Origin of the sequence: Rhizobium herbae (genome assembly GCF_019511375.1) — a bacterium.
GTDB classification, from domain to species: Bacteria; Pseudomonadota; Alphaproteobacteria; order Rhizobiales; family Rhizobiaceae; genus Pararhizobium; species Pararhizobium herbae_A.
In genome coordinates this window covers 1352846-1378292 of record NZ_JAEUAO010000001.1, presented here as the reverse complement: position 1 = coordinate 1378292, position 25447 = coordinate 1352846, and the positions used below count along the sequence as shown (strand labels likewise).

Annotated in this window: 23 protein-coding genes and 1 pseudogene; 12 read left to right on the top strand and 12 right to left on the bottom strand. The window is 62.5% G+C overall.

Annotated elements, in window-relative coordinates; all coding sequences use genetic code 11:
• Window positions 1-15: 15 nt before the first annotated feature.
• Both JNB71_RS06645 and JNB71_RS06640 read right to left on the bottom strand, forming a co-directional pair.
• On the bottom strand, window positions 16-855 hold the full coding sequence (locus tag JNB71_RS06645; protein ID WP_220370990.1) for a cytochrome c oxidase subunit II: 840 nt from the start codon (window positions 853-855) through the stop codon (window positions 16-18).
• A 143-nt stretch (window positions 856-998) separates the two neighbouring features.
• Window positions 999-1382 carry a c-type cytochrome gene (locus JNB71_RS06640; RefSeq protein WP_220370989.1) on the bottom strand — a complete coding sequence of 128 codons (384 nt, stop codon included), beginning with the start codon at window positions 1380-1382 and terminating at the stop codon, window positions 999-1001.
• Between the two features lie 452 nt (window positions 1383-1834).
• Here JNB71_RS06640 and JNB71_RS24600 point away from each other — a divergent pair.
• Together JNB71_RS24600 and JNB71_RS06635 are read left to right on the top strand one after the other, a co-directional pair.
• Window positions 1835-1988: pseudogene (locus JNB71_RS24600) on the top strand (GMC oxidoreductase); the annotation flags it as partial.
• A complete protein-coding gene (locus JNB71_RS06635) occupies window positions 1988-2470 on the top strand; it encodes a DUF1772 domain-containing protein (protein ID WP_220370988.1) in 483 nt (160 codons plus the stop codon). The pseudogene JNB71_RS24600 and the gene JNB71_RS06635, both read left to right, overlap by 1 nt.
• A 60-nt stretch (window positions 2471-2530) precedes the next feature.
• Here the strand turns inward: JNB71_RS06635 and JNB71_RS06630 are convergent, their stop codons facing one another.
• On the bottom strand, window positions 2531-3760 hold the full coding sequence (locus JNB71_RS06630) for an ROK family transcriptional regulator (RefSeq protein ID WP_220370987.1): 1230 nt from the start codon (window positions 3758-3760) through the stop codon (window positions 2531-2533).
• A 236-nt stretch (window positions 3761-3996) separates the two neighbouring features.
• On the opposite strand from JNB71_RS06630, the gene JNB71_RS06625 reads away from it, so the two are divergent.
• The 8 genes from JNB71_RS06625 to JNB71_RS06590 all read left to right on the top strand — a co-directional run bounded on the left by JNB71_RS06625 (window position 3997) and on the right by JNB71_RS06590 (window position 12049).
• Window positions 3997-5235 carry an extracellular solute-binding protein gene (locus JNB71_RS06625; protein WP_220370986.1) on the top strand — a complete coding sequence of 413 codons (1239 nt, stop codon included), beginning with the start codon at window positions 3997-3999 and terminating at the stop codon, window positions 5233-5235.
• 103 nt (window positions 5236-5338) lie between these two features.
• Entirely contained in the window at window positions 5339-6223 is an 885-nt protein-coding gene (locus JNB71_RS06620) for a carbohydrate ABC transporter permease (RefSeq protein WP_220370985.1), read from the top strand.
• The gene (locus tag JNB71_RS06615; RefSeq protein WP_220370984.1) at window positions 6223-7068 is read left to right on the top strand and encodes a carbohydrate ABC transporter permease; all 846 of its coding nucleotides are present in this window, start codon (window positions 6223-6225) and stop codon (window positions 7066-7068) included. Before JNB71_RS06620 ends, JNB71_RS06615 begins: the two co-directional genes overlap by 1 nt.
• A 2-nt stretch (window positions 7069-7070) precedes the next feature.
• A complete protein-coding gene (locus JNB71_RS06610) occupies window positions 7071-8087 on the top strand; it encodes an SIS domain-containing protein (RefSeq protein WP_220370983.1) in 1017 nt (338 codons plus the stop codon).
• A 1-nt stretch (window position 8088) separates the two neighbouring features.
• Window positions 8089-9024: a PfkB family carbohydrate kinase gene (locus JNB71_RS06605; protein ID WP_220370982.1), complete on the top strand. Its 936-nt coding sequence runs from the start codon at window positions 8089-8091 to the stop codon at window positions 9022-9024.
• Window positions 9021-10103 (top strand): ABC transporter ATP-binding protein, encoded by a 1083-nt coding sequence (locus JNB71_RS06600; protein ID WP_220370981.1) that lies wholly within the window; start codon window positions 9021-9023, stop codon window positions 10101-10103. The genes JNB71_RS06605 and JNB71_RS06600 overlap by 4 nt, the downstream gene beginning before the upstream one ends.
• A 106-nt stretch (window positions 10104-10209) precedes the next feature.
• The gene (locus JNB71_RS06595; protein WP_220371173.1) at window positions 10210-11304 is read left to right on the top strand and encodes a glycosyltransferase family 4 protein; all 1095 of its coding nucleotides are present in this window, start codon (window positions 10210-10212) and stop codon (window positions 11302-11304) included.
• Between the two features lies 1 nt (window position 11305).
• A complete protein-coding gene (locus JNB71_RS06590) occupies window positions 11306-12049 on the top strand; it encodes a polysaccharide deacetylase family protein (RefSeq protein WP_220370980.1) in 744 nt (247 codons plus the stop codon).
• Window positions 12050-12082: 33 nt separating this feature from the next.
• Here the strand turns inward: JNB71_RS06590 and JNB71_RS06585 are convergent, their stop codons facing one another.
• Window positions 12083-12913, bottom strand: coding sequence for an MBL fold metallo-hydrolase (locus tag JNB71_RS06585; protein ID WP_220370979.1), 831 nt, complete (start codon window positions 12911-12913; stop codon window positions 12083-12085).
• 228 nt (window positions 12914-13141) lie between these two features.
• On the opposite strand from JNB71_RS06585, the gene JNB71_RS06580 reads away from it, so the two are divergent.
• A complete protein-coding gene (locus JNB71_RS06580; RefSeq protein WP_220370978.1) occupies window positions 13142-14947 on the top strand; it encodes a metallophosphoesterase family protein in 1806 nt (601 codons plus the stop codon).
• Window positions 14948-14977: 30 nt separating this feature from the next.
• Here the strand turns inward: JNB71_RS06580 and JNB71_RS06575 are convergent, their stop codons facing one another.
• The 3 genes from JNB71_RS06575 to JNB71_RS06565 form a co-directional block, all read right to left on the bottom strand.
• The gene (locus JNB71_RS06575) at window positions 14978-15439 is read right to left on the bottom strand and encodes a cyclic nucleotide-binding domain-containing protein (RefSeq protein WP_026203499.1); all 462 of its coding nucleotides are present in this window, start codon (window positions 15437-15439) and stop codon (window positions 14978-14980) included.
• 120 nt (window positions 15440-15559) lie between these two features.
• Window positions 15560-18277: an ABC transporter transmembrane domain-containing protein gene (locus JNB71_RS06570; protein ID WP_220370977.1), complete on the bottom strand. Its 2718-nt coding sequence runs from the start codon at window positions 18275-18277 to the stop codon at window positions 15560-15562.
• 8 nt (window positions 18278-18285) lie between these two features.
• Window positions 18286-18885, bottom strand: coding sequence for a hypothetical protein (locus JNB71_RS06565; protein ID WP_220370976.1), 600 nt, complete (start codon window positions 18883-18885; stop codon window positions 18286-18288).
• Between the two features lie 38 nt (window positions 18886-18923).
• On the opposite strand from JNB71_RS06565, the gene JNB71_RS06560 reads away from it, so the two are divergent.
• Window positions 18924-19601, top strand: coding sequence for a class I SAM-dependent methyltransferase (locus JNB71_RS06560; protein WP_220370975.1), 678 nt, complete (start codon window positions 18924-18926; stop codon window positions 19599-19601).
• A gap of 7 nt (window positions 19602-19608) precedes the next feature.
• Here the strand turns inward: JNB71_RS06560 and JNB71_RS06555 are convergent, their stop codons facing one another.
• Genes JNB71_RS06555 through JNB71_RS06535 form a run of 5 tightly spaced genes read right to left on the bottom strand, consistent with a single transcriptional unit; the run spans window position 19609 to window position 25445 of the window.
• Entirely contained in the window at window positions 19609-20754 is a 1146-nt protein-coding gene (locus JNB71_RS06555) for a glycosyltransferase family protein (protein ID WP_220371172.1), read from the bottom strand.
• Window positions 20751-21998 carry a glycosyltransferase gene (locus JNB71_RS06550; RefSeq protein ID WP_220370974.1) on the bottom strand — a complete coding sequence of 416 codons (1248 nt, stop codon included), beginning with the start codon at window positions 21996-21998 and terminating at the stop codon, window positions 20751-20753. Before JNB71_RS06550 ends, JNB71_RS06555 begins: the two co-directional genes overlap by 4 nt.
• 7 nt (window positions 21999-22005) lie before the next feature.
• A complete protein-coding gene (locus JNB71_RS06545; protein WP_220370973.1) occupies window positions 22006-23214 on the bottom strand; it encodes a glycosyltransferase family protein in 1209 nt (402 codons plus the stop codon).
• A gap of 60 nt (window positions 23215-23274) precedes the next feature.
• Entirely contained in the window at window positions 23275-24450 is a 1176-nt protein-coding gene (locus JNB71_RS06540; protein WP_220370972.1) for an ABC transporter permease, read from the bottom strand.
• Window positions 24447-25445, bottom strand: a complete 999-nt coding sequence (locus JNB71_RS06535; protein ID WP_220370971.1) for an ABC transporter permease — start codon at window positions 25443-25445, stop codon at window positions 24447-24449. The genes JNB71_RS06540 and JNB71_RS06535 overlap by 4 nt, the downstream gene beginning before the upstream one ends.
• Window positions 25446-25447: the final 2 nt, after the last annotated feature.

Sequence of the window (25447 nt, the reverse complement as noted above, 5' to 3'; positions counted from 1 at the left end):
TCTTTGGCGCGCCTTCTACTTCGAGGAGGACGTGCTGGATGCAATCGTCGTCTGTTCCTGTCTTGCTGCGAGAAGCTCTGTGAACGTCTGCTGTTCCTGCAGCCACGTTTGATAGTCGGCCTCGTTGTCGACCACGACGGTGCCGCGCATCTGCGGGTGACCGGTGCCGCAGAGTTCGGCACACAGGACTTCGAACGTCCCGGTTCGGGTGGGCGTGAACCAGAAATAGGTCTCCATGCCCGGGATCATATCCATCTTCGCCCGGAATTCGGGGACGTAGAAATCATGCAGCACATCGACCGAGCGCAGCAGCATCTTGACGGGCTTGCCGACCGGCAGGTGCAATTCGCCGCCCTCGACGATGAGGTCGTCGCGGCCGTTTGCGTCATCGGGGTTTACCCCGAGCGCATTGCCGTCGCCGATGGCGCGGGTGTTGGAGGTGCCGAGCTTGCCGTCGGCGCCGGGCAGCCGGAAGCTCCAGAGCCACTGCTGGCCGACGACCTCGACCTCGGTGGTTCCAGCGGGCACGGTGACGAACTGGTGCCAGACGAAAAGCCCAGGCGCCAGCATGGCGGCGACGCCGATGCTTGTCACCGAGGCGAGCCATACTTCCAGCTTCTTGTTTTCCGGTTCGTAGGCGGCGCGGTTTCCCGGGCGGTGGCGGAAGCGAAAGACGCAATAGGCGACGAACAGCACCACCGCGACGAAGACGAAGCCGGTGATCCAGAACGTGATGATGATGGTATTGTCGATGTAGTTCCAGTTAGACGCAATCGGCGTCCACCACCAGGGGCTGAACAGATGGAACACCACGGATCCAACTGCCACGATAACGAGAATAAGCACTACAGCCATTTCCTGTCCCCTCCCTGCCTCGGACGGCTGCGGACATGAATGCGTAACCTGTAGAAATATTGCAAAATCAGTATCGCACGAACAACAATTTCAGGCAATTAGCAGTGTGCATACGCCTAAAGAGTGCGCGCGCATGTTTGTTGTCAGGGGAATTGCTTGAGATAGGCGATCAGGTTGGTGATTTCGTCGTCCTTCTTCACCCCGGCGAAAGCCATTTTCGTTCCTTTTACTTTCGCCTTTGGATTGTGCAGGTAGTCGCGCAGCGATGTTTCGTCCCAGACCAGTCCGCCTTCGCCGGCCGCCTTCATCCCCGACGAGTAGCTGAAATCCGGGTGTGTTCCGGCCTTCCTGCCGAACAGGCCCTTCAGCGAGGGGCCGACCTTGTTCTTGTCGCTATCGACGACGTGGCAGGTTGCGCATTTCTTGAAGACGGCGGCGCCCGCCTCGGCATCGCCTTCCTGGGCGAGGGCGCCGGGCGGACAGAGTACGGCCAGGGATAGCCCTATCATCAGAATTCGGTTTCGCATTGCAATCCTCCTCCAGGTTGCCCGAAACACCGACCCGCGGATCGTGACGTGCCGCCGTGGCCGGAGCGCACCACTCGTCACCGTTGCCGGCGAAAGCAGTTGCGCTCAGCAACAGTTATGCCTCAGTCCTGATAAGTCAATCGCTTAGATTGGCCGAAGTTGCTGTGTTCGAAATGATGAGCGAAGGTTGGCGCGGTCAAATCTTAGGCCGGTCGACCAGTCCACGAGGCTTTGCGCAATTCGGGCTGCTTCCTCGATATGCGCGGCAGGTGCGCCTGGCATTCGGATAAGAGGCAACCGCCGGCCTGGCCAGGGAGATAGAGCCTCGCTTGCGTTCGACCCGGCAAGCGCCCACGTCTTTTGCGCGTAAAAGGCGGCGGCGATTGAACTTGCGCTTGAGCGGCCTTCCGCGCCGCGATACGGTCTCTGTCAGAAAATCGCCGACGCGATGGGGGATTGTAAGGCTGCGGATGGTGGACGCATCGATCATGCCGGCGATCGTCTCGGGGCAACACCAACTCGCCCGTTGTCATGATTGCGGAAAAGGCGGCGGAAATGATTGCCGGGAAGCCGGCTGCAACCGATATCCGGGAGGACCTGACGTGATGGCCGGCGTTTTTTCTATTCTGATTTTCGCGGCGGCCATCGGCGCCGGCCTCAATGCAGGCCTGTTCTTCATCTTCTCCGTCTGCATCATGGGCGCGCTTGGCCGTCTGCCGGCCGAGCAGGGCGTCGCCGCCATGCAGTCGATCAATGTCGTCATCCTCAATCCGTTGTTCTTGCTGGCGTTCCTCGGAACGGCGGTGCTGGCGCTCGTCCTTGTCGCCGTCGCGGTCTTCACCGGCGGCCCGGCACGGCTTTATATGCTCGCTGGGGGGCTTCTTTTCCTGGTCGGCACGATTGTGGTGACTATGGTCTTCAATGTGCCGATGAACAATAAGCTGGAAGCGCTGCTGCCGCAAAGCGAGGAGGCGGCCCGGCTGTGGTCATCGACCTATCTCGTCGAGTGGGTGAGGTGGAACCATGTGCGGACGCTCTCCTCCATGGGTGCACTCGGCTGCTTCGTCATGGCTTTTCGGGCTGCCTGACCGGCCGTCCGGAAACCAGCTAAGGCACTGGTCGCCCGGTTGCCTTTCCAGCACCCGGAACTACCAGCCGCCGGCGCTCGCCCGCGTCTTCAGAATCGCCGAAAAGCGCGGGTCGAAGGCGCGGCTGATCGGTTCGGCGGCGGCGCCGAGCGCGACCGACCAGGGATCGGTCATGCCGAGTTGCAGGCGCGGCAGGGCGCGACCGCGGCGGTCCGCGATGGATGGCAGCAGTGGATGGATGGCGTCGAAAATCCGCCGTGTCAGTGCTTCCGGTGCGCTGGAGCACAGGATGACGGTCTGCGGATCGAAGATCGTCTCGATCAGTTGCACCCCCCAGCGTAATTCCTCGGCAGCGGCGTCGATCCACGAGGCGACCGCCGGATCGGCATTGCTGACCAATGTATTCAACCGGTCATGAAGTTTCGGATCGGCCGGATCGGCATTCAGATGCTGGTAGAGCGAGGCAAGCGATGCGCGATGTTCGAGCGGTGATCGTTCCGGGCGTCCGGCGCTGGGCGGCAGAAGCGCCATGCCGATTTCGCCGGCATTGCCGTTGCCGCCGGCATAGAGCTCGCCGTTGAGGATGAGGCCGGCGCCGATGCCGTAGCCGAGATAGAGGCAGATGGCGTGGTCGACGCCGTGAGCGGCGCCGACCATGCGCTCGGCGGTGGCGCAGGCGGCCGCGTCGTTCTGCAGGGCGACTTCCAGCCCAGTGCCGGCGGCGAGCGTTTCAAGCAGCGGAAAACTCTGCCATGCCGCCATCATCCATTGATCGTCATTGTCGGGGGCAAGGCCGAATGGTCCGGGCATGGCGACACAGAGGCCGACGAGGCGCTCCTCTGAATGTTCCGCGACACCGGCGAGTTCTATCCTCACCTGCCGGATGAGATCGAGGATTACTCTGACGCCTTTCGCAGGGCCCCCCGGTGGCAGGTTGGCCTCGGCGCGTACCAGCACGGTGCCGACGAGGTTGACCGCGATAACCCGGGTAACGTGGCGGTCAATCTGCAGGCCGATTGCGAAGGCACCTTCCGGAACCAGCCGGTAAGGCGTCGAGGGCTGGCCGCGGCCGTTGCGCACGGCCGCCAGCGACACGACCAGCCCGTCCTGCTCGAGATCGTCGATGATGTTGGAGACCGTCTGCTTGGTGAGGCCGGACGCGCGCGCGAGGTCGGCGCGGGATAGTTTGCCGTTCAGCCGCAGCGCGTCGATCATGACGCGGCGATTATGGGCGCTCGTTCCCTCCTGGTTGGTGCCGCTCTTGCCTCGTATCACCCGCATCTCATTCACTCGCAAATTCCTCTTGACACTACTAGAATATTGAACAAGAAATAAGTCAAATCAATTGACTTAATTAAGAGAGCCGCAGAGCTCTCATGGGAACCAAACGGCTTGCGGGAACACTCCCAGGGCCGTGCAACACTTCGACAAGACATGCCGGATGCCGCCCGAAAGGCAGCATTCCGGAGCGATGCGCGCAGTCGCGCGCCGGCGAAACGATGGTTGTCAATCACTGGAGGCAAGACATGTTGAAATCAAAGCGCAACGCGCTCATCGGCGCCACACTGATCGGCGCATTCCTCGTAACCGACGCCTATGCCGAAACCACGCTCAACGCGTTGTTCATGGCGCAGGCGGCCTATAGCGAGGCGGATGTCCGCGCCATGACGGAGGCCTTCACCAAGGCCAATCCCGACGTCAAGGTCAATCTCGAATTCGTGCCCTATGAGGGCCTGCACGACAAGACCGTGCTGGCGCAGGGCTCCGGCGGCGGCTACGACGTCGTCTTGTTCGACGTGATCTGGCCTGCCGAATACGCGACCAACAAGGTCCTGGTCGACGTCTCCTCGCGCATCACCGACGACATGAAGAAGGGCGTGCTGCCCGGCGCCTGGACGACCGTCCAGTATGACGGCGCCTATTACGGCATGCCGTGGATCCTCGATACGAAATACCTGTTCTACAACAAGGAAATCCTCGAGAAGGCCGGCATCAAGGCGCCCCCGAAGACCTGGGACGAGCTTGCCGAACAGGCGAAGATCATCAAGGACAAGGGCCTGCTTGCGACGCCGATCACCTGGAGCTGGTCGCAGGCGGAAGCGGCGATCTGCGACTACACGACGCTGGTCAGTGCTTATGGCGGCAAGTTCCTCGATGGCGGCAAGCCGGCATTCCACACGGGTGGCGGTCTCGATGCGCTGAAATACATGGTGTCCAGCTATACCTCCGGCATCTCCAATCCGAACTCGAAGGAGTTCCTCGAGGAAGACGTGCGCAAGGTCTTCGAAAACGGTGAAGCCGCTTTCGCGCTGAACTGGACCTACATGTACAACCTGGCCAATGCAGGCAAGGACAGCAAGGTTGCCGGCAAGGTCGGCGTCGTGCCGGCACCGGGCGTCGCCGGCAAGAGCGAGGTTTCGGCCGTGAACGGATCGATGGGGCTCGGCATCACCTCGACCAGCAAGCATCCGGACGAAGCGTGGAAGTACATCACCTTCATGACCTCGCAGGAGGTGCAGAACCAGTACGCCAAGCTCAGCCTGCCGATCTGGGCATCGTCATACGAGGATCCGGCGGTAACCAAGGGCCAGGAAGAACTGATCGCGGCTGCCAAGCTGGGGCTCGCGGCCATGTATCCGCGGCCGACGACACCGAAATATCAGGAGCTCTCGACAGCCCTGCAGCAGGCCATCCAGGAAGCGCTGCTCGGCCAGACCAGTCCGGAGGATGCGCTGAAGACCGCCGCCGAAAACAGCGGTCTCTAAAAGCGCAGGGGTCCGCCCCTTCGCTCGCATTCGCCATCTCCGGGCGGCGCCCTCCCTGCCGCCCGGCCCCTTGCGTCAGATGATTTCAGGAAAAGCCGCCCCAATGTCCGGGACCTCGATGACCACACGTGCATGGCTTCTGATGCTGCCGCTGCTCGCTGTCATGGTTGCCGTGATCGGCTGGCCGCTCGTCGACACCGTCGGGCTCTCCTTCACCGATGCCAGGCTCGTCGGCACCGCCGGTAATTTTGTCGGTATCGACAACTACGTGAAGACGATCTCGGGCTCCAATTTCCTGCGCAGCCTGAGCACCACGGCGCAATTCGCGATCATTTCCGTTTTTGCCGAGATGGTTCTCGGTGTGCTTGCCGCGCTTCTCCTCAATCAGCAATTCTATGGCCGCACCGTGCTGCGCGGGCTGATGATCCTGCCATGGGCCTTGCCAACGGTCGTCAATGCGACGCTGTGGCGGCTGATCTACAATCCGGAATATGGCGCGCTTAACGCGGCGCTGACGCAGATCGGTCTGCTCGATGCCTACCGCTCCTGGCTCGGCGAACCCGCAACGGCGCTCGCCTCGCTGATCGTCGCCGACTGCTGGAAGAATTTTCCGCTGGTGGCATTGATCGCGCTTGCCGCGCTGCAGGCCGTGCCGCGCGACATCACCGCCGCTTCGCTGGTCGACGGCGCGGGTCCCTTTGCCCGCTTCCGCTTTGTCATCCTGCCTTACCTGGCTGGACCGCTGATGGTGGCGCTGGTGCTTCGCACCATCGAGGCGTTCAAGGTGTTCGACATCATCTGGGTGATGACCCGCGGCGGGCCTGCCAACAGCACGCGCACCCTGTCGATCCTCGTCTATCAGGAGGCGTTCTCCTTCCAGCGCGCCGGGTCCGGGGCGTCGCTGGCCCTGATCGTCACCTTGCTGGTGGCGGTGCTGGCTGCAGCCTATGCCGCGCTTGTGCGCAAGACCGCCGGGAGCAACGCCTGATGGAGCGCAAGAGTGTGCCGTTTTCCCTGTTCATCCATGCCTGCGCGCTGCTGCTTGCCGCCGTCATCCTCGCGCCGCTCGTCTGGCTGTTTGTCATGAGCATATCGCCGGCCGCCGATCTCACAGCAAAACCATTGCGCTGGTGGCCGCAGGCTGTCGATTTTTCGCGGTACGGCGTATTGCTCTCCAGCATCGAAAACAGCGCCGGTGCCGCCTTCGTCGCCTCTCTCATCAACAGCATCGTCGTCGCCGGCATGGCGACGATCGCCGCGCTGGCGCTTGCCGTTCCGGCCGCCTGGGCGGTGTCACGCACGCCTGCCGTCGGCTGGTCGCTCTATATGGTGATCGCCACCTACATGCTGCCGCCCGTGGCGCTGGCGGTGCCGCTCTATTTCGGGCTGTCGCATCTTGGCCTGCTCAACAACGTGTTCGGGCTGGCGCTGGTCTATCTCACCATCCTCGCGCCCTTCACCACCTGGCTGTTGAAGTCCGGTTTCGATGCGATCCCGAGAGAGATCGAGGCGGCGGCGATGATGGATGGCGCCGGGCTGTTTGCCACGTTGCGTATCATCACCCTGCCGCTTGCCGCGCCGGTGATGGCCACTTCGGCGCTGTTTGCCTTCCTGCTCGCCTGGGACGAATTCTTCTACGCGTTGCTGTTCACCTCCGACCTGCGGGCCAAGACGCTCACTGTCGCCATCGCCGATCTCGCCGGTGGCCGTGTTTCCGATTATGGACTGATCGCAACTGCGGGCGTGCTTGCCGCCCTGCCGCCCGTGGCGATCGGCCTTGTGATGCAACGAGCCCTGATCTCCGGGCTCACCAGCGGTGGCGTCAAGGGGTAGCGATGACTTCTATCGGCAATCGCCCGGCAGGGCTACAGGCTATCGATCGCGAAATGGCGCGGCAAAGTGCCGATGCCATCGCCTCCTACGAGGACAATGCCGAACAGGCGAAAACCGTCGCTGCCTCGATCAGGAGGACAGGCCGTTTGCTGCTGCTCGGCATGGGCGGCTCGCACGCCGTCAACCGCGCCGTCGAGCCGCTGTATCGCGGCTTGGGCATCGAGGCGATCGCGGTCACCCTTTCCGAACAGCTCGGCATGCCGCTGCCGATCGAGGAACGAACGGTGCTCATCACCTCGCAATCCGGAGAAAGTGCTGAGGTGCTGCGCTGGTTTGCGGAGACCGGCGGCACCCGGGATACGTTCGGACTGACCCTGGAGGGCACATCCTTTCTTGCGCGGTCGGCTCCGTCTTTGGTCGGCGCCGGCGGCACCGAGCTGGCCTTTGCCGCGACGCGAAGCCTGACGGTGAGTTTTGCCTTGCATCTTGCTGTCCTTGCGGCTCTCGGCACTGATCCCGGGCCTGCACTGGCCGCGCTCAAGGCACCGGCCGAGGTCGATATCGAGCCGGCACTTTCTGCTTTCGGCGAGGTCTCGGTCGTCGTGACATCGGGCCGGCGGCTGCAGGGGCTGGCGGAGGCACTGGCGCTAGGGTTGACCGAGCTCTCCCGCCGCCCGTGTTTCTCGCTAGAGGGAGGACAGCTTCGGCATGGGCCGATGGAGATGCTTGGCGCCGAGGTCGGCGTTGTCCTGTTTCGAGGCCAGGATGCCACCCTCGATCTCGTCACTGCCATGGCGGTTTCCGCGGTTGAAACCGGTGCGCCGGTCGTGGTCTTCGATTGCTCCGGCATGCCGCCGGTCAAGGGCGCGACGACACTGAGCTTTGCGCCGGCGGACGGTCTTGCCGCTATCCTCGCGATGCTGCCGGTCGCCCAGCGCTTCATGATCGCCTTTGCCGCCGCACGCGTCGAAAATGCCGGGACGCCGGTGCGCTCGACCAAGATCACCCGGAGTGAATGACATGCGTCCGCTCGCCGTCATCGGAAATGTCAATGTCGATCTTATCCTGGGCCCCGCCGAGCCTTGGCCAAAGGCCGGGACAGAGATCATCGTCGAGCACGACGAACTGCGGGTCGGCGGTGCGGCCGGCAACTCGGCGCTTGCCTGGGAGGCGCTCGGGGTGGATTTCGACATCGCCGCCAATACCGGCACCGACGAGTTCGGCCGCTGGCTGCGCGAATCCTTTGGCCGCCGGGCCGAAAGATGGCCGATCCGGCCGGAGGGCACGACGCTTTCCGTCGGCATCACCCACCCCGACGGCGAGCGGACCTTCTTCACCACGCGCGGCCACCTGCCGCGCCTTTCGCTCGCGGACGTGCTGGCCGCTCTCGATGGCTCGCGGCTTTCGGGCGGCTATGCGCTGCTCTGCGGTTCCTTCCTCACCGACGATCTGACCGGCGATTATCCTGCCCTGTTCGACTGGGCCGACAGCCATGGCATTACGCTCGCTCTTGATACAGGCTGGCCGCTCGACGGCTGGACCGAGGCAAACAGGCAGGCTACGCGCGACTGGCTTTCCCGCTGCGGCTGCGCGCTCCTGAACGAGGTGGAAGCGACCACGCTTTCCACCCTCTCCGAGGCGGTCGAGGCTTCGCGAGAGATCAAGCGCCATATGCCGGAGGGGGCGATCGTCGTTGTCAAGCGCGGTGCCGAAGGCGCGATCGCCATCGATGCCGACGGCACGTTCGCTTCCGTCGCGGCCCCCAGTGTCCAGGTCGTCGACACGATCGGCGCCGGCGATGTCTTCAATGCGGCATTCCTCGCCGCGCTGGCGGATGGCCTGCCGCTCTCCGATTGCCTGGCGGCCGGCACCCGCGTCGCCTCGCGCGCCATTTCCACGCTTCCCCGCAGCTATGGCGGCCCGCTCTCTGCCGCGTCCGCGGGGGCCGCGTCATGAGCGCGCTCGAGATCGACAACATCCGCAAGACCTACGGCGCGATCGAAACGCTCAAGGGCATCGACATCTCGCTCGAGAGCGGCGAGTTCCTGGTGCTTCTCGGGTCATCCGGCTGCGGCAAGTCGACCCTTCTCAACATCATTGCCGGGCTTGCCGAGGCATCCGGCGGCGATGTCAGGATCGGCGGGCGGTCCGTTCTGGGCGTGCATCCCAAGGATCGCGACATCGCGATGGTCTTCCAGTCCTATGCGCTCTATCCGAACCTGTCCGTTCGCCGCAACATCGGTTTTGGCCTGGAAATGCGCGGCGTTCCAACTGCCGAGCGGGAAAAGGCCGTTCTGGATACGGCAAGGCTGCTGCAGATCGAGAACCTGCTGGATCGCAAGCCCGGCCAGCTTTCCGGCGGTCAGCGCCAGCGCGTCGCGATCGGCCGGGCGCTGGTCCGCAAGCCGCAGGTCTTTCTCTTCGACGAACCGCTGTCCAATCTCGACGCCAAGCTGCGCATGGAGATGCGCACGGAGCTGAAGCGATTGCACCAGATGCTGGGCACGACGATCGTCTATGTCACCCATGACCAGATCGAGGCGATGACGCTGGCAACCCGGATTGCGGTGATGCGCAATGGCCGGATCGAGCAGTTGGGAACGCCGGAGGAAGTGTACGACCATCCCGCCACGCTCTACGTGGCCGGTTTCGTCGGCTCACCGCCGATGAACGTCCTGGATGGCGTGGTGACGGGCGAGGGCCTCCGGCTTGACGGGTCGGACCGCCACATGGCGCTGCCTGTCCGTTTCAAAGATGCCGTCGCTCCCGGCAGGCGCGTCAAGATCGGCATTCGCCCGGAAGCGCTGCGGCTGATCAGGGAAGGCGACGGGCAGTCTGTGCTGAAGGTCGCGGTCGAGGTTGTCGAACTGACAGGGCCGGAACTGGTGGTCACCGGCCGCGTCAGCGGGCAGCGGATCACCGCCTGCCTGCCGCCGCGCACAAAGCTGGCAGTCGGTACCACGCAGGCTTTCGCCTTGGACGACGATGCGCTGCATCTCTTCGATGCCGAAACCGAACTGGCGTTCGGGAGGTAGAGCTGCGGCGAATTCCCCGCGTCGGCCGTTCTGGTGCATGCACAGGAGCGCGATGATGCCGAAAACCGCTTACACTTTTCGGCATCATGCTCTAAACCGCCTTCTGATGAAGATCGCCTTCTATTGCCCGCTGAAATCGCCCAACCATCCGGTTCCCTCCGGCGACCGGCTGATGGCGCGTCTTCTGATGGCGGCGCTGGAGCGCGCGGGGCATCAGGTGGAGATCGTTTCGGAACTGCGCGCCTTCATGCCCGAGGCATCGAGCGCGGCGGTCGGGGCTTTGGCAGCTGCGGCGGAAGCGGAGAGGGGGCGACTTTCGGCGCGCTGGCGAGAAGGCGGCCCGCCGGACGCCTGGTTCTGTTACCACCCCTACTACAAGGCGCCCGATCTGATCGGTCCGGCGCTCGCCCGCGATTTCGGCCTGGATTATGTCACGGCGGAAGCGTCCTATTCCGCGCGACGCAACACCGGCCTGTGGGCGAAAATGCAGGAGAATGTGCTGGAGGCGGTGAAGCTCGCTTCGGTAAACATTTGCCTGACGGGACGCGACCGCGATGGGCTTGCGGCAGTCGCTCCGGATGTGCGGCTCGCCCTGTTGCCGCCCTTCATCGATTCGGGCCTGCTGCGCGACAGGCAACCTGCGCCTCAGCCCGGACAGATGATCTGCGTGGCGATGATGCGCTCCGGCGACAAGATGCAGAGCTATGTCATGCTCGCGGATGCCCTTGCGCGACTGGCTCATCTGCCCTGGCAACTGTCCATCGTTGGTGATGGGCCGCGTGCGGACGAGGTGAGGGCGCTTTTTGCCGGCTTCGACGAAGGACGCGTTGTCTGGCACGGACAGAAGACGGCTGGCGAGATCGCCGATCTCCTGTCGAAGAGCGCGCTCTATGTCTGGCCCGGCTGCGGGGAGGCCTATGGTCTCGCCTATCTCGAAGCGCAGGCGGCGGGCCTGCCGGTGGTGGCACAGGAGACCGCCGGGGTGCCGGAAGTCGTGGCGCACGGACATACCGGCCTGCTGACGCGGCCGGGCGATATCGGCGCCTATGCGAAAGCGATCGAACGGCTGCTGATGCGGGATGGAGAGCGCAGCGCGCTTGCCGCAGCGGCACGGATTTTTGCCGGCGAGGAGCGCTCGCTCGATCGGGCCGCCGTGCGGTTGGGCGCTATCCTTGATCAGCATCGCAAGCGGGCGGAATGAAATGGACGATTTTGCCAGGATCATCACCGAGGAACTGGACCGGTGGCAGCAGGCCGGCAAGGTCGCGCGCTTCTGGCTGCGGGACGATGATGCGGTCGAGCCGAGCGAGCCGCTCGAGCGGCTGCTCGAGATCGCCGGGGCATTTTCCGTACCGCTGACCCTCGCCGTCATCCCGGCCCATACCGGTGATGGGCTCGCGCGCCGACTGGAACGTGAGCCGTTGTGCGCTGTTGCCGTGCACGGCTGGTCGCATGTGAACCATGCGGGCGCCGACGAAAAGAAGCAGGAGCTCGGCCGCCATCGCCCGGCTTCGGACGTGCTCGGCGAGTTGCAACGGGGGTTTAATCATCTAGCCGACCTGCACCCGAACCGTTTCGTCGCGATCCTTGTGCCGCCGTGGAACCGGATCGATGCCGCGCTCGTGCCGCAGCTTGCCGGCCTCGGCTTTGAGGGGCTGTCGGTCTACGGTCCGGAAAAGCCGTCCGCCCTGCCGGTGGTGAATACGCATGTCGATGTCATGGACTGGCACGGCACGCGCGGCGGACGCGATCGGATGACGCTTGCTGCGGAGATCGTCGCGCGTCTCGGGCATATGTTCGACCACGCTGGGTCGCTCGGGCTTTTGACCCATCATCTCGTTCATGACGAGGCCGTCTGGGATTTCCTGAAGGCTCTTTTCGAGAGCACCGCGCGCCACCCTGGCTGCCGCTGGTGCCGGGTCACGCATATTCTGCGAGATCAATAGGACCGGCCTGTCAGGCCCTGACGCCCGACTTGTTCACAGATCGATCGTCTGGCCGTCACGTGCCATGAAGGCACCCTTGAATTCCTGCACGGCGAGCCGCTGGATGGCGTCGAGCTCGCGGTCGGTGCGCAGCGGTGAGTGGTGGATGAAGGCAACCCTTTTGGCGCGGGCGGCCTTGGCGAGGCGGATGGCCTGCTGCCATGAGGAATGGCCGTAGCCGACATGGCGCGGCATCTCCTCGTCGGTATACATGCAGTCGTAAAGGAAGAGATCGGCGCCGTCGATGAGATCGAGCACGGCCGGATCGAGCGTTCCTGGCCGATGCTCCGTATCCGTGACGAGCGCCACCGCGCGGCCTCCCCATTCCACCCGGTAGCCGATTGCACCACCGGGGTGGTTGAGACTGCCGGTCTTGATCGCCACGTCCTCATAGGGAGCCAGCACGTCGCCGGAGCGGAAATCGCGGCAATTGATGGCGGCGCGGCAGATGTCAGGTTCAACCGGAAACCAGGGCGGCCGCATGAATTCACCGATCATCTGGCGGGTCGACATGCGCCCGGCCAGATGTCCCGACCACAGCGTCACCGACGCATGCGGATCGAACAGTGCGGGCAGATAAGGCAGGCCGATGATATGGTCGTAGTGACAGTGGGTGAAGAACAGATTGAAATCGGCAACGCCGGCGGCCGTGAGCGCCTGGCCGGCCGGCATCAGCCCGGAGCCGGCATCGAACAGCAATCTATGTGGTCCGCATTGCATTTCGATGCAGATGGTGTTGCCCCCATAGTGTTGAAATTCGGCTCCCGAGACCGGGAGACTGCCGCGCACTCCCCATAACCTCACCCGAAACACGTTTTCGTTCACTCTCTCGCCTCAGTCACGGCTGCCCGTAGCGGCTGTCCGTCTGCACCTGTCCCACTTGGTTCTTAACGTCGTCTTTTTATGGCAGGCTTGATTAAATAAGCCTAATTTCAATCATGTTAGCCAAACTGCCCGGGTTAAGCGAGACACCAATTCGCTTTTTCTTTCCACATGTGGCAGATACGAAAGCAAACGAATCCCGTTTGAACGCGCTGACGGAACCCTGACAGTATGCCGCCCTCAAAGCATCCGCGCATCGCCGTCATCGCCGATGCGCATTTTCATGATCCTTATGCCGATTTTGGTTTTCCCGGAATAATGCAGGGCGGCCGCCGGCTGACATTCAGGCTGCTCGCCGATACCGCCCGGTCGACGCGCGTCTTCAACGAGAGCTACTTTGCGCTTCACCACGCGCTTGATCGGATCGCAGCAAGCGGTATTCACCACGTGGTGTTGCTCGGTGACTATTCCGACGACGGGCAGGTGGAAACCGTCCGGGGCGTCAAAAAGGTGCTTGATAGCTACGCAGCCCGTTACGGCATGCGCTTCTATGCCACCGCCGGCAATCACGACATCTTCGGCGCGTCCGGCCGGCACCGCGCCAAGCGGTTCATGAACGAGGATGGCAGCTACAGCGTTGTCAGCAGCGATCCGCACGTGCGCGATCGGGGCGCCCGGTCGATCGTCACGAGCCAAGCCATGTATTGCCAGGGCTATCCGGAGGGTCTCGACGCCGTGGCGGATTTTGGCTTTTTTCCGCGAGCCGGCGACTTCCATTGGGAAACGCCGTTCGGCAGCGATGGTGACCCTGCGGCCCGGCTTTACGAGGTGCATTCGCCGGACGGGAAAACGACGCGATCGCTGATGGATGCCTCCTATCTCGTCGAGCCCTTTCCCGGCGTCTGGCTGTTGATGATCGATGCCAATGTCTTCGTCCCGGTCGATGGCGCCGTGCCGGGTGAGGCGGGCGATCTGGCCGACAGCACCAGCGCCGGCTGGAACGCCATGCTGACGCATAAGCGGTTCGTCCTTGACTGGATGAAAGACGTCTCGGCGCGCGCGCGCCGGTTGGGCAAAAGTCTTCTGGCTTTCTCCCACTACCCCGTGCTCGACCCTCTTGACGGGACAGCGGACGAAGAAGTTTCCCTGCTTGGCCGGACGGGCATGTCGGCGCGCATTCCGGTTGCGGCTGTAGCCGAAGCCCTGATCGCGGCCGGCATCGACGTGCATTTCAGCGGGCATCTGCATGTCAACGACACGGCGCGGTATCGCGTTGGCGATCGCTTTCTGGTCAATGTCGCGGTGCCGGCGCTCGTTGCCTTTCCAGGTGCATATAAGGTGATCACCATCGGCGAGCGCCAGCTCGACATCGAGACCGTCGGGATCGATGACATGCCATTGAACCCGCAGTTGCGGCAGACCTACGACCGGGAGATTGCGCCCTCCGGACTGGATGCGGGCGGCATGCTGGATGTGGGCAACTATGGCGGCTTCCTGTTCGAGCATCTCGGCCATCTCGTCGGACGGCGTTTTCTCAAGCGGGAATGGCCGCAGGATTTGGCAGCGCTGATCCGCATCCTCGATCTTGCCGACCTGGCGGCGCTGGCGCTGATGGATCCGGTAGCGGCGGATGACGCGGTGGGCGCGAGTGCGGCTGCCCGCGCCGACCGGGTGCTGCAAGGTCGCCTTGCGGCGCGGTTGAAAGCCGCCGGCGCAAGAGCCGAACTGCTGCGCGAGATTTCCGCAATAAGTTTCCTCGCCGACTGGTATCGGCTGCGGATGGGCAGCGATCTGGCTCTCGAATGGATCGCCGAGGGGCGGATGGCACTTTACCAGGCGGTTGGCCGACTTTATGCCGAGGGTGGTTGGGACGATGCGAATACGGCGCAGGCGCGCTTCGCCCTCGTCTTCAGGATGTTCGAGAAATCCATCTCCGGTCTGCCGTCGGGCAATTTCCGTGTCGACCGGACGACCGGAGCCATCGCCTCGAGAGCTTCGCAGGCGAATGCGCCACTGGAGAGGCTCGGGACCAGCTGAGGCCGCCCGGGAGCGATAGCCGGGGCTTACTCACTCGGCCTTGCGCGCGCGGCTTCTCGCCTCGGACAATTCGCTGGTCGTGTGGCTCAAACGGTCGGCCAGCACGCGCATGATCTCGATGGTGATTTCGGGGAAATCGGTCAGGAGCTTGAGGAAGTGTTCCTTGCGAATACGCAGGGCTTCCACCGCTGTTGTCGTCTGCACCGTTGCGGTGCGCGAGACATCACAGAGGATGGCAATCTCGCCGACGATGGAATTGGTTTCGACCTCGGCGATCTTGATCGGCCCCGTCGAGGAGTCGACCAGGATGTCGGCCTTGCCGGCGAGCACGACATAGGCCGCATCGCCGGTGTCTCCCTGGTGGAAGATGGCCTCGCCGGCATCGTAGCTGACACGGTCCGATGTGAAGGCGAGAAGCTTCAGCTTTCCCGGCTCGACATTCGAAAAGAGCGGCACGCGCCGCAGCATTTGAACTTCATCCTTTAGAAGCATTTCCGTGCCCATTCCCCATTTTCCTCCCCCCGGATTTGCCGATCATACGCACCGGCGCCGCGATCTGGAAGAATGCCCCTGCCTGCGCCCCTGCCGCACGCATGAACTTTGCCCTTGCTATTATGATGACACAAGTTCCTTAAAGATACCGTTATTCTCAACAAGTGCCGCATGTGTCCCGTCCTCCACCAGCATGCCTCGGTCGAAGACCAGGACACGGTCGAAAAGGCTCGACAGAGCGGTATTCGAAAGCACCCAGACCACCGCAGGATCGCGTCCGTCGCGGCGCACCAGCTTCAGCACGTCGCGCACAATTTCATCCTGAAGGCGATGGTCGAGGCCGGGTAGCGGACGGTTAAAGATATAATAATCCGAACGGCGCACCAGTGCACGCGCCAGATTGAGCTTCTGCCGCTGCACGGCGGTCAAGCGCTTGCCGCCGGCACCCACATTGAAGTCCAGGCCGATATCGATCACGTTTTCCAAGAGGCCGAGCGAGTTCAACAGCGAGCTGACGATGGAGCGAATGCGCTTCGAACCGTCGGAATGCTTGTGACTGATGCGGCCGAACAGAATGTTGTCCATCAGGCTTGCGGAGGCCAGGTAGTGGTCCGGGTCGTAGCGTTCAATGTCGCCGCGCATGCTCTCAGGCAGGCCGTCATGGAACTGGCGGCGGACATCGACGATCTTCGCCATCAGTTCGGGGGTCAGCAGACCGAAACGATGCCGCGGCTCGATATAGCGGAAGCTCAGGCGAATGATGGCGCCTTTTTCATCCTCGGAGGCCGCATCGAAGCCCTTGCCCTGGAGTTTCTGCAGCAGCAGCTGATACTCCGGAATGTCGTCCGCCGTCATGAAGGTAAGCTGCTGGAAGAACGGGTGATCCGGCGGCAGGTCGGCAAACAGTTCCACCGCGTTTTCAGCGATGCTGTAACCCATATCGAACATGGCGCGGTCAAGGCCGGTGCGGCCGATCACGGAGCGGAAATAGGCGTTCTTGGCAATCGCCTTGCCGATGAACGCCGGACCGGTTGCCGTGCCGAACAGAAGGTTTTCGCCGACGGTCGCCTCGGTGTTGTAGGCTCCCGGCTCGAAGGACACGATGAGGCTGCTGAGGCCCGCTTCCTCAAGCTCCTCGCGAAGGGCATGGCGCATCTCGACGATGCCTTCGGCAAGGCCCGGATGGTCGTTGGGAGACACGGTGCTGCGCAAGGCCAGGTCGAGAATGTCCTTGGATAGCTGCACCGTATCCAGCACCGACAGGACCGGCGTAAACAGGTCTTCCCGATCCGTCGCATCGGCAGCCTGGTAGTCGATCCAGTCGCCATTGACGTCGTAGTCCGGGTTTCCGGCCATTCGCGCTTCGTTGATCTCCCACTTGCGATGGGCGGCACCGCTACCTTCATAGGCGGCATCTTTCAACGGCGCGTGTTTCAGCCCATAGAGCAGGTTGTCGCGCAGGGTGCCGTAAAAGAAGTAGGTGTCGGCCGAGACATAGGAAATGCAGCGTCCGGTGATGGATTCCGGCAGTTCCAGCAGATCGTCGCCGCCGGCAGTGATCTTGCCGCTCTCGGGCCAGGTAAGGCGGGCAAAGGCTTCGGCCAGCATGTCGCCGCCACCGGCCGCACCGCCGACGATCGCCACCGTTTCGCCGGGGTGGATCTGCACGGAAACGCGCTCCAGGAGCTTGGCGCCGCTATCATCGGCGAGCGACAGGTTGACCGCGGCCAGCGGGTGTTTCATCGGGCCGGGGTCCTCAATGGCGACGGCCTGAATGGACGGATCGATCGTCCGCTCGACGCTGAACTGCTCGACGACCTGAAGGTATTTCACCTGCACGTCCTGGCGGGTCTGATCCCAGTCGATCAGGTCCTTCAGCGGACCGGGCAGGTCCTTGTAGGCGCTGATCACCGCGATCAGCTGGCCGATGTCGAGGCGGCCTTGCAGCGCCAGGTAGCCGCCGATGCAGTAGAACAGGAAGGGTGTCAGCTGAGCGAGGAAATTGTTGATGAACTTCACCAGGAATTTCCACTGGTAGAGGTCATAGCGGATCTTGAAGATGCGGCCGAGGCGAGAGGCAATGTCGGCGCGCTCGTAGTTTGAGGTATCATAGGCGTGGATCGTGCCGATACCGTCGACGATTTCGCTGACGCGGCCGGCAAGCTCGCGCGCAGTGATCTGGCGTTCGCGACCGAGCACCAGCAAGCGCCGTCGCATGCGCGGAATGATCACCGCCTGGACGCCGACCATGACGGCGGCAATCAGCCCGAGCCAGGCATTCTGCATGAAGATGAAGAACAATGCCGTCAGCGCCTGTCCACCGAGCAGCGCCGGCTGCACGAAGGCGTCGCCGGTGAAGCCACCGAGCGGCTCGACCTCGTCCTTCACCATGCTGGCGACTTCCGCACCCTTCATGCGTTTGAACTGGTTGGGCGGGAAACGCAGGATGCGGTCGATGAGCTCGAAGCGAATTCGGCGCAGCAGCCGCTCGCCGAGACGCCCCTTGTAGGTGTTGATGTAGAATTTGAAGAGGCCGTTGACGATCACGAGAGCGAGGAACACGAGGCTAAGCGCAAACAGCATCTGCATGCGCGTGAGGTCGATGCCGTCAAACAGCGTGACCGGCCCGAGCCAGGGCAGATCGAAGCTGATGTTCATGAAAGTCTGGGTGGCGCCCGGCTGATCGAAGCCCTGGCCCTGGATGGGTCCGTTGACGATCTGCTTGGGCAGGTCGAATGAAAGGAAATAGGGAACCATCGAGATCGCGACGACCAGCAGAATCCAGAGCTGCTGAGCGCGCGTATGGGTCCAGATATATCGGGCGAGACGTTTTTCCATGGGCAGGTTCAACTAACTGAATAGCGGGTGTCGAGCACGTAGAAACGCCGGGCGGCATAGGGCGTGTCGGCGATTTCCGGGTCGTGGAGACGAAGGTCGAACTGTCCCCTGATCGAGACGGTCGGGCGGCTGACGATGTGCGGCACCTGCGATGCGGCGCGTTCGAGTTCGGGCGCGTATTCGATGACGACAGTCCTGGCATTGTCGATCAGCGAAAACAGCAGAGCACCGAGCGGGTCCTTGAGACCAAACGGCTTCAGCGAGTAACCGAGAAGGACCAGGCCATAACTACCAGGTTGGTAGTGGTAGTCGATTTGTTGGAACTTGGCTTGAATGTGCCGCACGTGGCACTGTTTGCCGTTCAGTTCATGCGCCTCATAGGCTTCGGTCTTCGGGTCGAGCGACGTCACGGACAGCGGGTGATGGGTAAGGTAAGGCGTTATGGGCCGTATGTGGCCACCGATTTCCAGGACGTGCGGGCAATCGCGCATGAAATGGGCGGCAAAGACTTGCCGCATGGTTGCGCCAATTCCTGCCAGATGCGGTATGTCCTTTCCCGCTCCGGGAGCTTCGGAAGCGGCAGCGGCATCCTTCAGGTTGACTTGCATTCCTTGCACTCCAGAAAAGCACAGACTACAACACGCGCATGATGAAAACCACTGGAACAAACGAAGCAAACACAACAGATTGGCACGAAAGTGCCTTCGATATTATCCGTGGTCTGGCCGCCTATACGGGAAGCTCTCTGGTCGAAGGTCTTGCGGAAGTCGTGGCCAGATATCCGGACGCGGACCTGGGTACGGCCTTCAACCACAAGCAGGTTGGATGCAAGATATGGGCGCGCGACAGCCTGTTTGAAAGTCTCGGCGGAAATTTTAATCACATCGTCGTTCTCGGCGGCTGGTACGGCGTGCTGCCGGCGATGTTTTTCGACGACAGCCGCTTCAATATCGGGATGATCGAGAGCGTCGATCTCGATCCGGAGGTTGCCAAAGTGGCCGAGACGCTGAATGCCGGGGCGGGCGAGCGTTTTCGTGCAGTCAGCCAGGATATGTACGGGCTCGATTACGAGGCCTCCCGGCCCGATCTGGTGATCAACACCAGTTGCGAGCACATTGCCGATCTTCCGGCATGGCTGTCGTTGCTGCCGCGGGGTATGCAGGTCCTGTTGCAGTCCAACGATTATTTCAGCGAGCCGACGCACATCAATTGCGTGCCGACGCTTGAGGCCTTCAAGGAGCAGACGGCACTGCGCCACGTTGCCTTTGCCGGCGCGCTGGCGATGAAGAAATACACCCGCTTCATGGTGATTGGCACCGTCTGATCGCCGGTCAGAGGAGGCCGCGCAGAATTTCTGCCGTGCGCTGCGCGCCATCGAGATCGAGGCTGTGCGGCGGACGGCCGGAGACTGCGAGCGCCGCGCTGATCCCTTGCGTCATGGTCTTTGGCGACAGCGTTTCCTCGGGCAGGACATGGGCGAGGCCCAGCCTTTCGAGGCGCTCGGCTCTGACCGTCTGCTCGGTTTCGCCGCCGGCGGTAAACGGGATGAGCAAGGGATGGCATCCGGCCCGCAGAATGTCGCAAACCGTGTTGTAGCCCGCTTGTGACACAGACAGTCTGGCGCCCTTGAGAAGGCTCGCAAAATCCGGACGGAAGCGATAGACGCTGACATGCGCCGGCGCAGCCGAAGAAATCGCCTCAAAATCGGACTGCGGCAGGTTGGGACCGGTGATCAGGGCCCAGGACAGGCCCCTGTCGATCGATTTTGCCGCTTCAAGCGCTGCACGGATCAACGTGTTGCCGACGGCGCCGCCACCGGCCGATACGATGATGTCGAAACGCTCTGCCGGTTCTGCGGGAGGCGGCGCTGCAACGAGGCCGGTATAGATGACCTTGTCGGCGATCTCGGCGGCGGGAGGAAAAGTATCTTCCAGCCGGGCGAAGGCCGGGTCCCCATGAACCAGAACCCGGTCGAAATACTGTTTCAGGACCGCGACCGTTTCCTCGTCGCGCCCGGGTTTGGAGCGCTCCTGCAGGATATCGCGCAGCGACGTCATCACCATGGGCCGGTTGTCCGTGGCGGCGATCTCGTCGAGCAGCGGCAGAAGTTCGAAGCGGACCTGGCGACGGCCGAAGGGAAAGGCTTCAATGATGACGACGTCAGGCCGGTTTTCGCGGAACGCCGCCAGCAACAGGTCGCGGCGACTGTCCTTGAAGGTTTCGTCGACCGGCTTGCCGTTAATGTCGGCAAGCCCGGAAAAGCCGGCGTCGCCGGCCGTGATCGTCGGCAAGGCGATGTGGCGCACATGCGGCCCGGGAAAGCCGGGCACCGGCGTGCCGCCGGTCACCATAGTCACGTCGAAACCGTCCTCGGCAAGCGCCCGGGCAATACGGCTGGCGCGTGCCAGATGACCAATGCCGAGCAGGTGCTGGACATAGAAGAAGACGCGCGCCGGCGCTGCCTGGGCATTGGTCATTGCGCTGCCTGCCATTCCGTCTCGAAGAGCGTCTTCAGTTGGTGGATGCTGGTCTGGTGGTCGAACTCGCGCCGCACGGTCCTTTCCGCGGCTTCGCCCAGCCGCTGGCGCAGGGACGGATCGCGGATGGCCCTTTCCAGGGCATTGGCAAGGGCCTGGGGATCCTCGGGCGGGACAACAAGCCCGTTTTCGCCGTCGACGAGCAATTCCGGTACGCCCGAAATGTTCGTTGAGACGCAGAACAGCGCCTGGCTCGATGCTTCGACCAAAACGTTCGGCAGCCCGTCACGATCCCCGTCGGCGGTGATGCGGCAGGCGAGGGCGAAGATATCGGCACTGCGATAGTGATGCAAAACCTCCGTCTGCGACAGCGGTCCGTGCCAGGACACCTTTTTCGCGATGCCGAGTTCGGCGGCCATCGCCTGAAGTTTCTTCAAGTGTTCGCCGCCGCCGATGTGCTCGAATCGCCAGTGGAGATCGTTCGGGAGCAGGCTGAGCGCCCTGAGCAGAATGTCGAAGCCCTTTTTCTCGACGGCACGGCCGACGCTGATGATCGTCACGGGCGTTTCCGGCTGCGATCCGTCGAACGACGACCGCACCCCGTCAAAGACGCCGAAGCGGCTGAGATCAAGCCCGTGATAGCTCAGATGCACGTGCGGCCTGCCGCCGGCAAGATGGCGCAGATGCTCAAATCCGGTCTGGGTGCAGGTTACGGTCCAGCGCGTGCTGGCGAGCTTGCCGGCAAGTTCCCATGCCGGCGACGTCCAGATGTCCTTGGCGTGAGCCGAGCAGCTCCAGGCGATGCCGGTGATGGTACTGGTGTAGCGGGTAACGGAAGCCGGCGTGTGGATGAAGTGGGCGTGCAGCCAGTCGCCGCCCTTCGGCCATTCGGCGGAGAGAACCATCGCCTGGCCGAAACGGCGAATCCGGTTGCGTGTCCGGTCGCGCCAGAGATCGGCCGTGAATGCCGGAAGACTGCGCCAGAAGCCGGGTTTCGCAAGGCAGTGTACGAAGGCGCGAGCAACCCGCAAAGGCTCCTCGTGCAGATATTCCGGCAGGTAGTGAACCGGTGCGCGGATTTCGTCATGCACCGGGTGGCGCTTCTTGTCCGTCGGGCGGCGCAGCGCCACCAGCGCCAGTTCGAAGCCGGCCCGTTCCAATCCAAGCAGTTCCTGGGCGATGAAGGTTTCCGAAAGGCGCGGATATCCCTTCAGCACCACGACGATCTTGCGGCGTTGTGTCAAAGTGAAATCACCCCTTAACGACGATCAGGTGCTCATGTTCGCGGCGGCCAAGCCATTCGCCAACGGTCCGCGATATGTTTACCAGTCCTTCAAGCGTCATGCCGGCCGCGCTTTTCGATGGCGGAGCGCGGTCGGGCAGGGCCTTGAGGGCGGCGGCAAAGCGCATCGGGTCGCGTGCTTCCTCGGGCCGGAGCATGTCGATCAATCCAAGCTCGGCGGCGCGGCTTGCGCGGATCAGTTGCTCCTCGCGCGGCGTCACGCGCGGCACGATCAGCGCCGGCTTGTCGAAAGACAGAATTTCGCAATAGGTGTTGTAGCCGCCCATGGCCACCACGGCCTTGGCGCCGGCGATCAGCTCTTCCATGCGATTGTCGAATTCGATCACCTCGAGGGAGGGGATCTTCGCGCATTTCGTCAAAAGCTTGTGGCGCTGCTTGGCCGGCATATAGGGACCAAGAACGATCAATGACTTGTGCGTCAGGGTCGGATCTTCCTGATAGGCGTCGACCACGTCGTGGATCAGATCGGAACCGTCGCCGCCGCCGCCGGTGGTCACGAGGATGTACTCGCCTTTCGGCTTGTGCTCGGACTCGACGTCCTGCGAGACGCTTCGCTGCAGGAAACCGACGAAATCCATCTTCGCCCGGACATGCGGCGGGACATCGAGACCGACGAGCGGATCGTAGAAATCCGGCGGGCCATAGACCCAGATGTTGTCGTAGAACTGGCCGATCTTGCGCATCACGTCGTTGGCCTTCCACTCCGCATCGAGCAGATGCGGGGCGTCCATGACTTCACGAAGGCCAAGGACCAGCGTCGTTCCCTGCTTCTTCAGATAGGCGAGCGTCTCCTCGACTTCGCCCTGCAGGCCCAAAGGCTCCTTGTCGACGATGAAGATGTCCGGCTGGAAGGTCTCCGCCGTATGACGGATGATCGACTTGCGCATCTTCAGCGTCTCGTGCAGGTCGATATGCCGGTCCATTGAGGTATATTCGCCGTTGCGCAGCTTGATGACGCTCGGAATCTTCACGAAATCGACGCGCGCCCGGTAGTCGAAGGCACCGGCAATCGTGGCGCCCGAGATGATCAGGATGTTGAGACCGCGATAGTCTTCGACCAGCGAATGCGCGATCGTGCGACAGCGCCGCAGATGACCGAGGCCGAACGTGTCGTGGCTGTACATCAGGATCCGGGCGTCCTCAATCCGACGGGTCATGAGCGGAGCCCCTTGTCTCCTCTCGCGCTGCCCTTCTTCCTAAGCATATCAGGTTCCACTTCACTTATAGGGGTCGGCAGCATCACGAAGACCGTCGCCCAGGAAATTGAACGCCAGAATCACGAGAATGACCGGAATGGTTGGAAACAACAGCCAGGGATAAAATGCAATGACGCTGACGCTGCGGGCTTCCGTCAAAAGAATACCCCAGCTGGTAATCGGCGGGCGCAGACCCAGGCCCAGGAAGCTGAGCGCGGTTTCGCCGAGGATCATCCCGGGGATAGACATCGTTGCCGTGGCGATCAGGTGCGACATGAAGCCGGGGACGAGATGGCGGCCGATGATGCGGCTCGAGCCGGCCCCCATCAGCTGGGCTGCCAGAACGTAGTCTTCCTCGCGCAATGCCAAAAGCTTCGAGCGCACGGCGCGCGCCAGTCCCGTCCAGTCGAGCAGGCCGAGAATGGCCGTGATGCCCAGATAGATGAGGATCGGGCTCCAGGTCACCGGCATGATCGCCGCCAGCGCCATCCACAGCGGAATGCTCGGGATGGATTGCAGCACCTCGATGACACGCTGGACGATCAGGTCGAAGACGCCACCGTGATAGCCGGCGAGACCGCCGATGACGATGCCGAGCACGAAGCTCATGGTGATGCCGAGCAGGCCGATGGTCAGAGATATGCGGGCGCCGTAGAGGATGCGCGAGAGGACATCACGACCGAGACGGTCGCTGCCGAGCAGGAACAGTTCGCCGTCCTTGGCCGGGCAGACCAGGTGTTTGTTGGCTTCGAACAGGCCCCAGAACCGGTAGCTGTCGCCGCTGCAGAAGAAGCGGATCGGTTCGACCTTGTTCACATCGTCGGTGTAGATCCGGCGCAGCGTGTCCATGTCGAGCGTCATGGTGCGTCCATAGACGAACGGACCGACGAAATTGCCCTGATGGAAGAAGTGAACCCGCTGCGGCGGCGAATGGATGAAGTCGACGTTGCGCGTGTGCAGGTTATAGGGCGCCAAGAGCTCGACAATGGCGATGATCGCGTAGAGAAAACCGAGAAAATAGAGCGAGTACAGCGCCAGGCGATGCTTCTTGAACTTCCACCACATCAGCCGCATCTGCGACGCCTGATAGACGCGCGTTTGTTCCTCGGTCATCACGTCGACGGAATGCGGGTCGAACGGTGCGGTCGATACGTAGTGCGCCAGCGGCGCGCCGGGTTCGGGAAGGGATATCGTCACTTGGTGCTACCGCCTTGTAGTCTGATGCGCGGATCGAGCAGGGCAAGCGCAATGTCGGAGATGAGGACGCCGATCACCGTGAGGAATGCCAGGAACATCAGGAACGAGCCGGCAAGATACATATCCTGGCTTTGCAACGCTTTTATCAGCATCGGACCCGTTGTTTCGAGAGACAGAACGATGGCGGTGATTTCGGCACCGGAAATGATCGCCGGCAGGATCGAGCCGATATCCGAGATGAAGAAGTTGAGTGCCATGCGCAGCGGATATTTGACCAGTGCGCGGAACGGATGCAAGCCCTTGGCACGGGCAGTCACGACATACTGTTTTTGCAGCTCGTCGAGCAGGTTGGCGCGCAGCCTTCGGATCATGCCGGCGGTGCCCGCGGTGCCGACGATCAGCACCGGGATCCACAGATGCTCCAGGATCGACTTCATCTTCTCCCAGCTCATCGGCTCAGCCAGGTATTTCTGGTCCATCAAGTGGCCGATGGAGGTCCCGAACCAGATATTGGCGAAATACATCAGGATCAATGCGAACATGAAGTTCGGAATGGCGATGCCGACCAGGCCGAGGAAGGTGAGGCCATAATCGCCCCAGCTATATTGATGGGTGGCGGAATAGATGCCGATCGGGAAGGCGACCAGCCAGGTGAACAGGATGGTGACGAAGGAGACGAGCACGGTCAGCCAGAGACGATCGCCGACGACCTCGTTGACGGGAAGCTGGTACTCGAAGGAATAGCCGTAGTCGCCCTGCAGCATGCCGGCAACCCAATGGAAATAGCGCAGTACCGGCGGACGGTCGAAGCCGTATTGGGCGCGCAGTTCCTCGATCTCCGCCATGTCCACGGCTTCGCCCTGGGCGCGCAGTTCGGAGATGTAGCTTTCGAAATAGTCGCCCGGCGGCAGTTCGATGATGGTGAAGACCAGCGCGGAGATGATCAGCAGCGTCGGGATCATCGCCAGGATGCGCCAGAATATGTAACGCAACATGA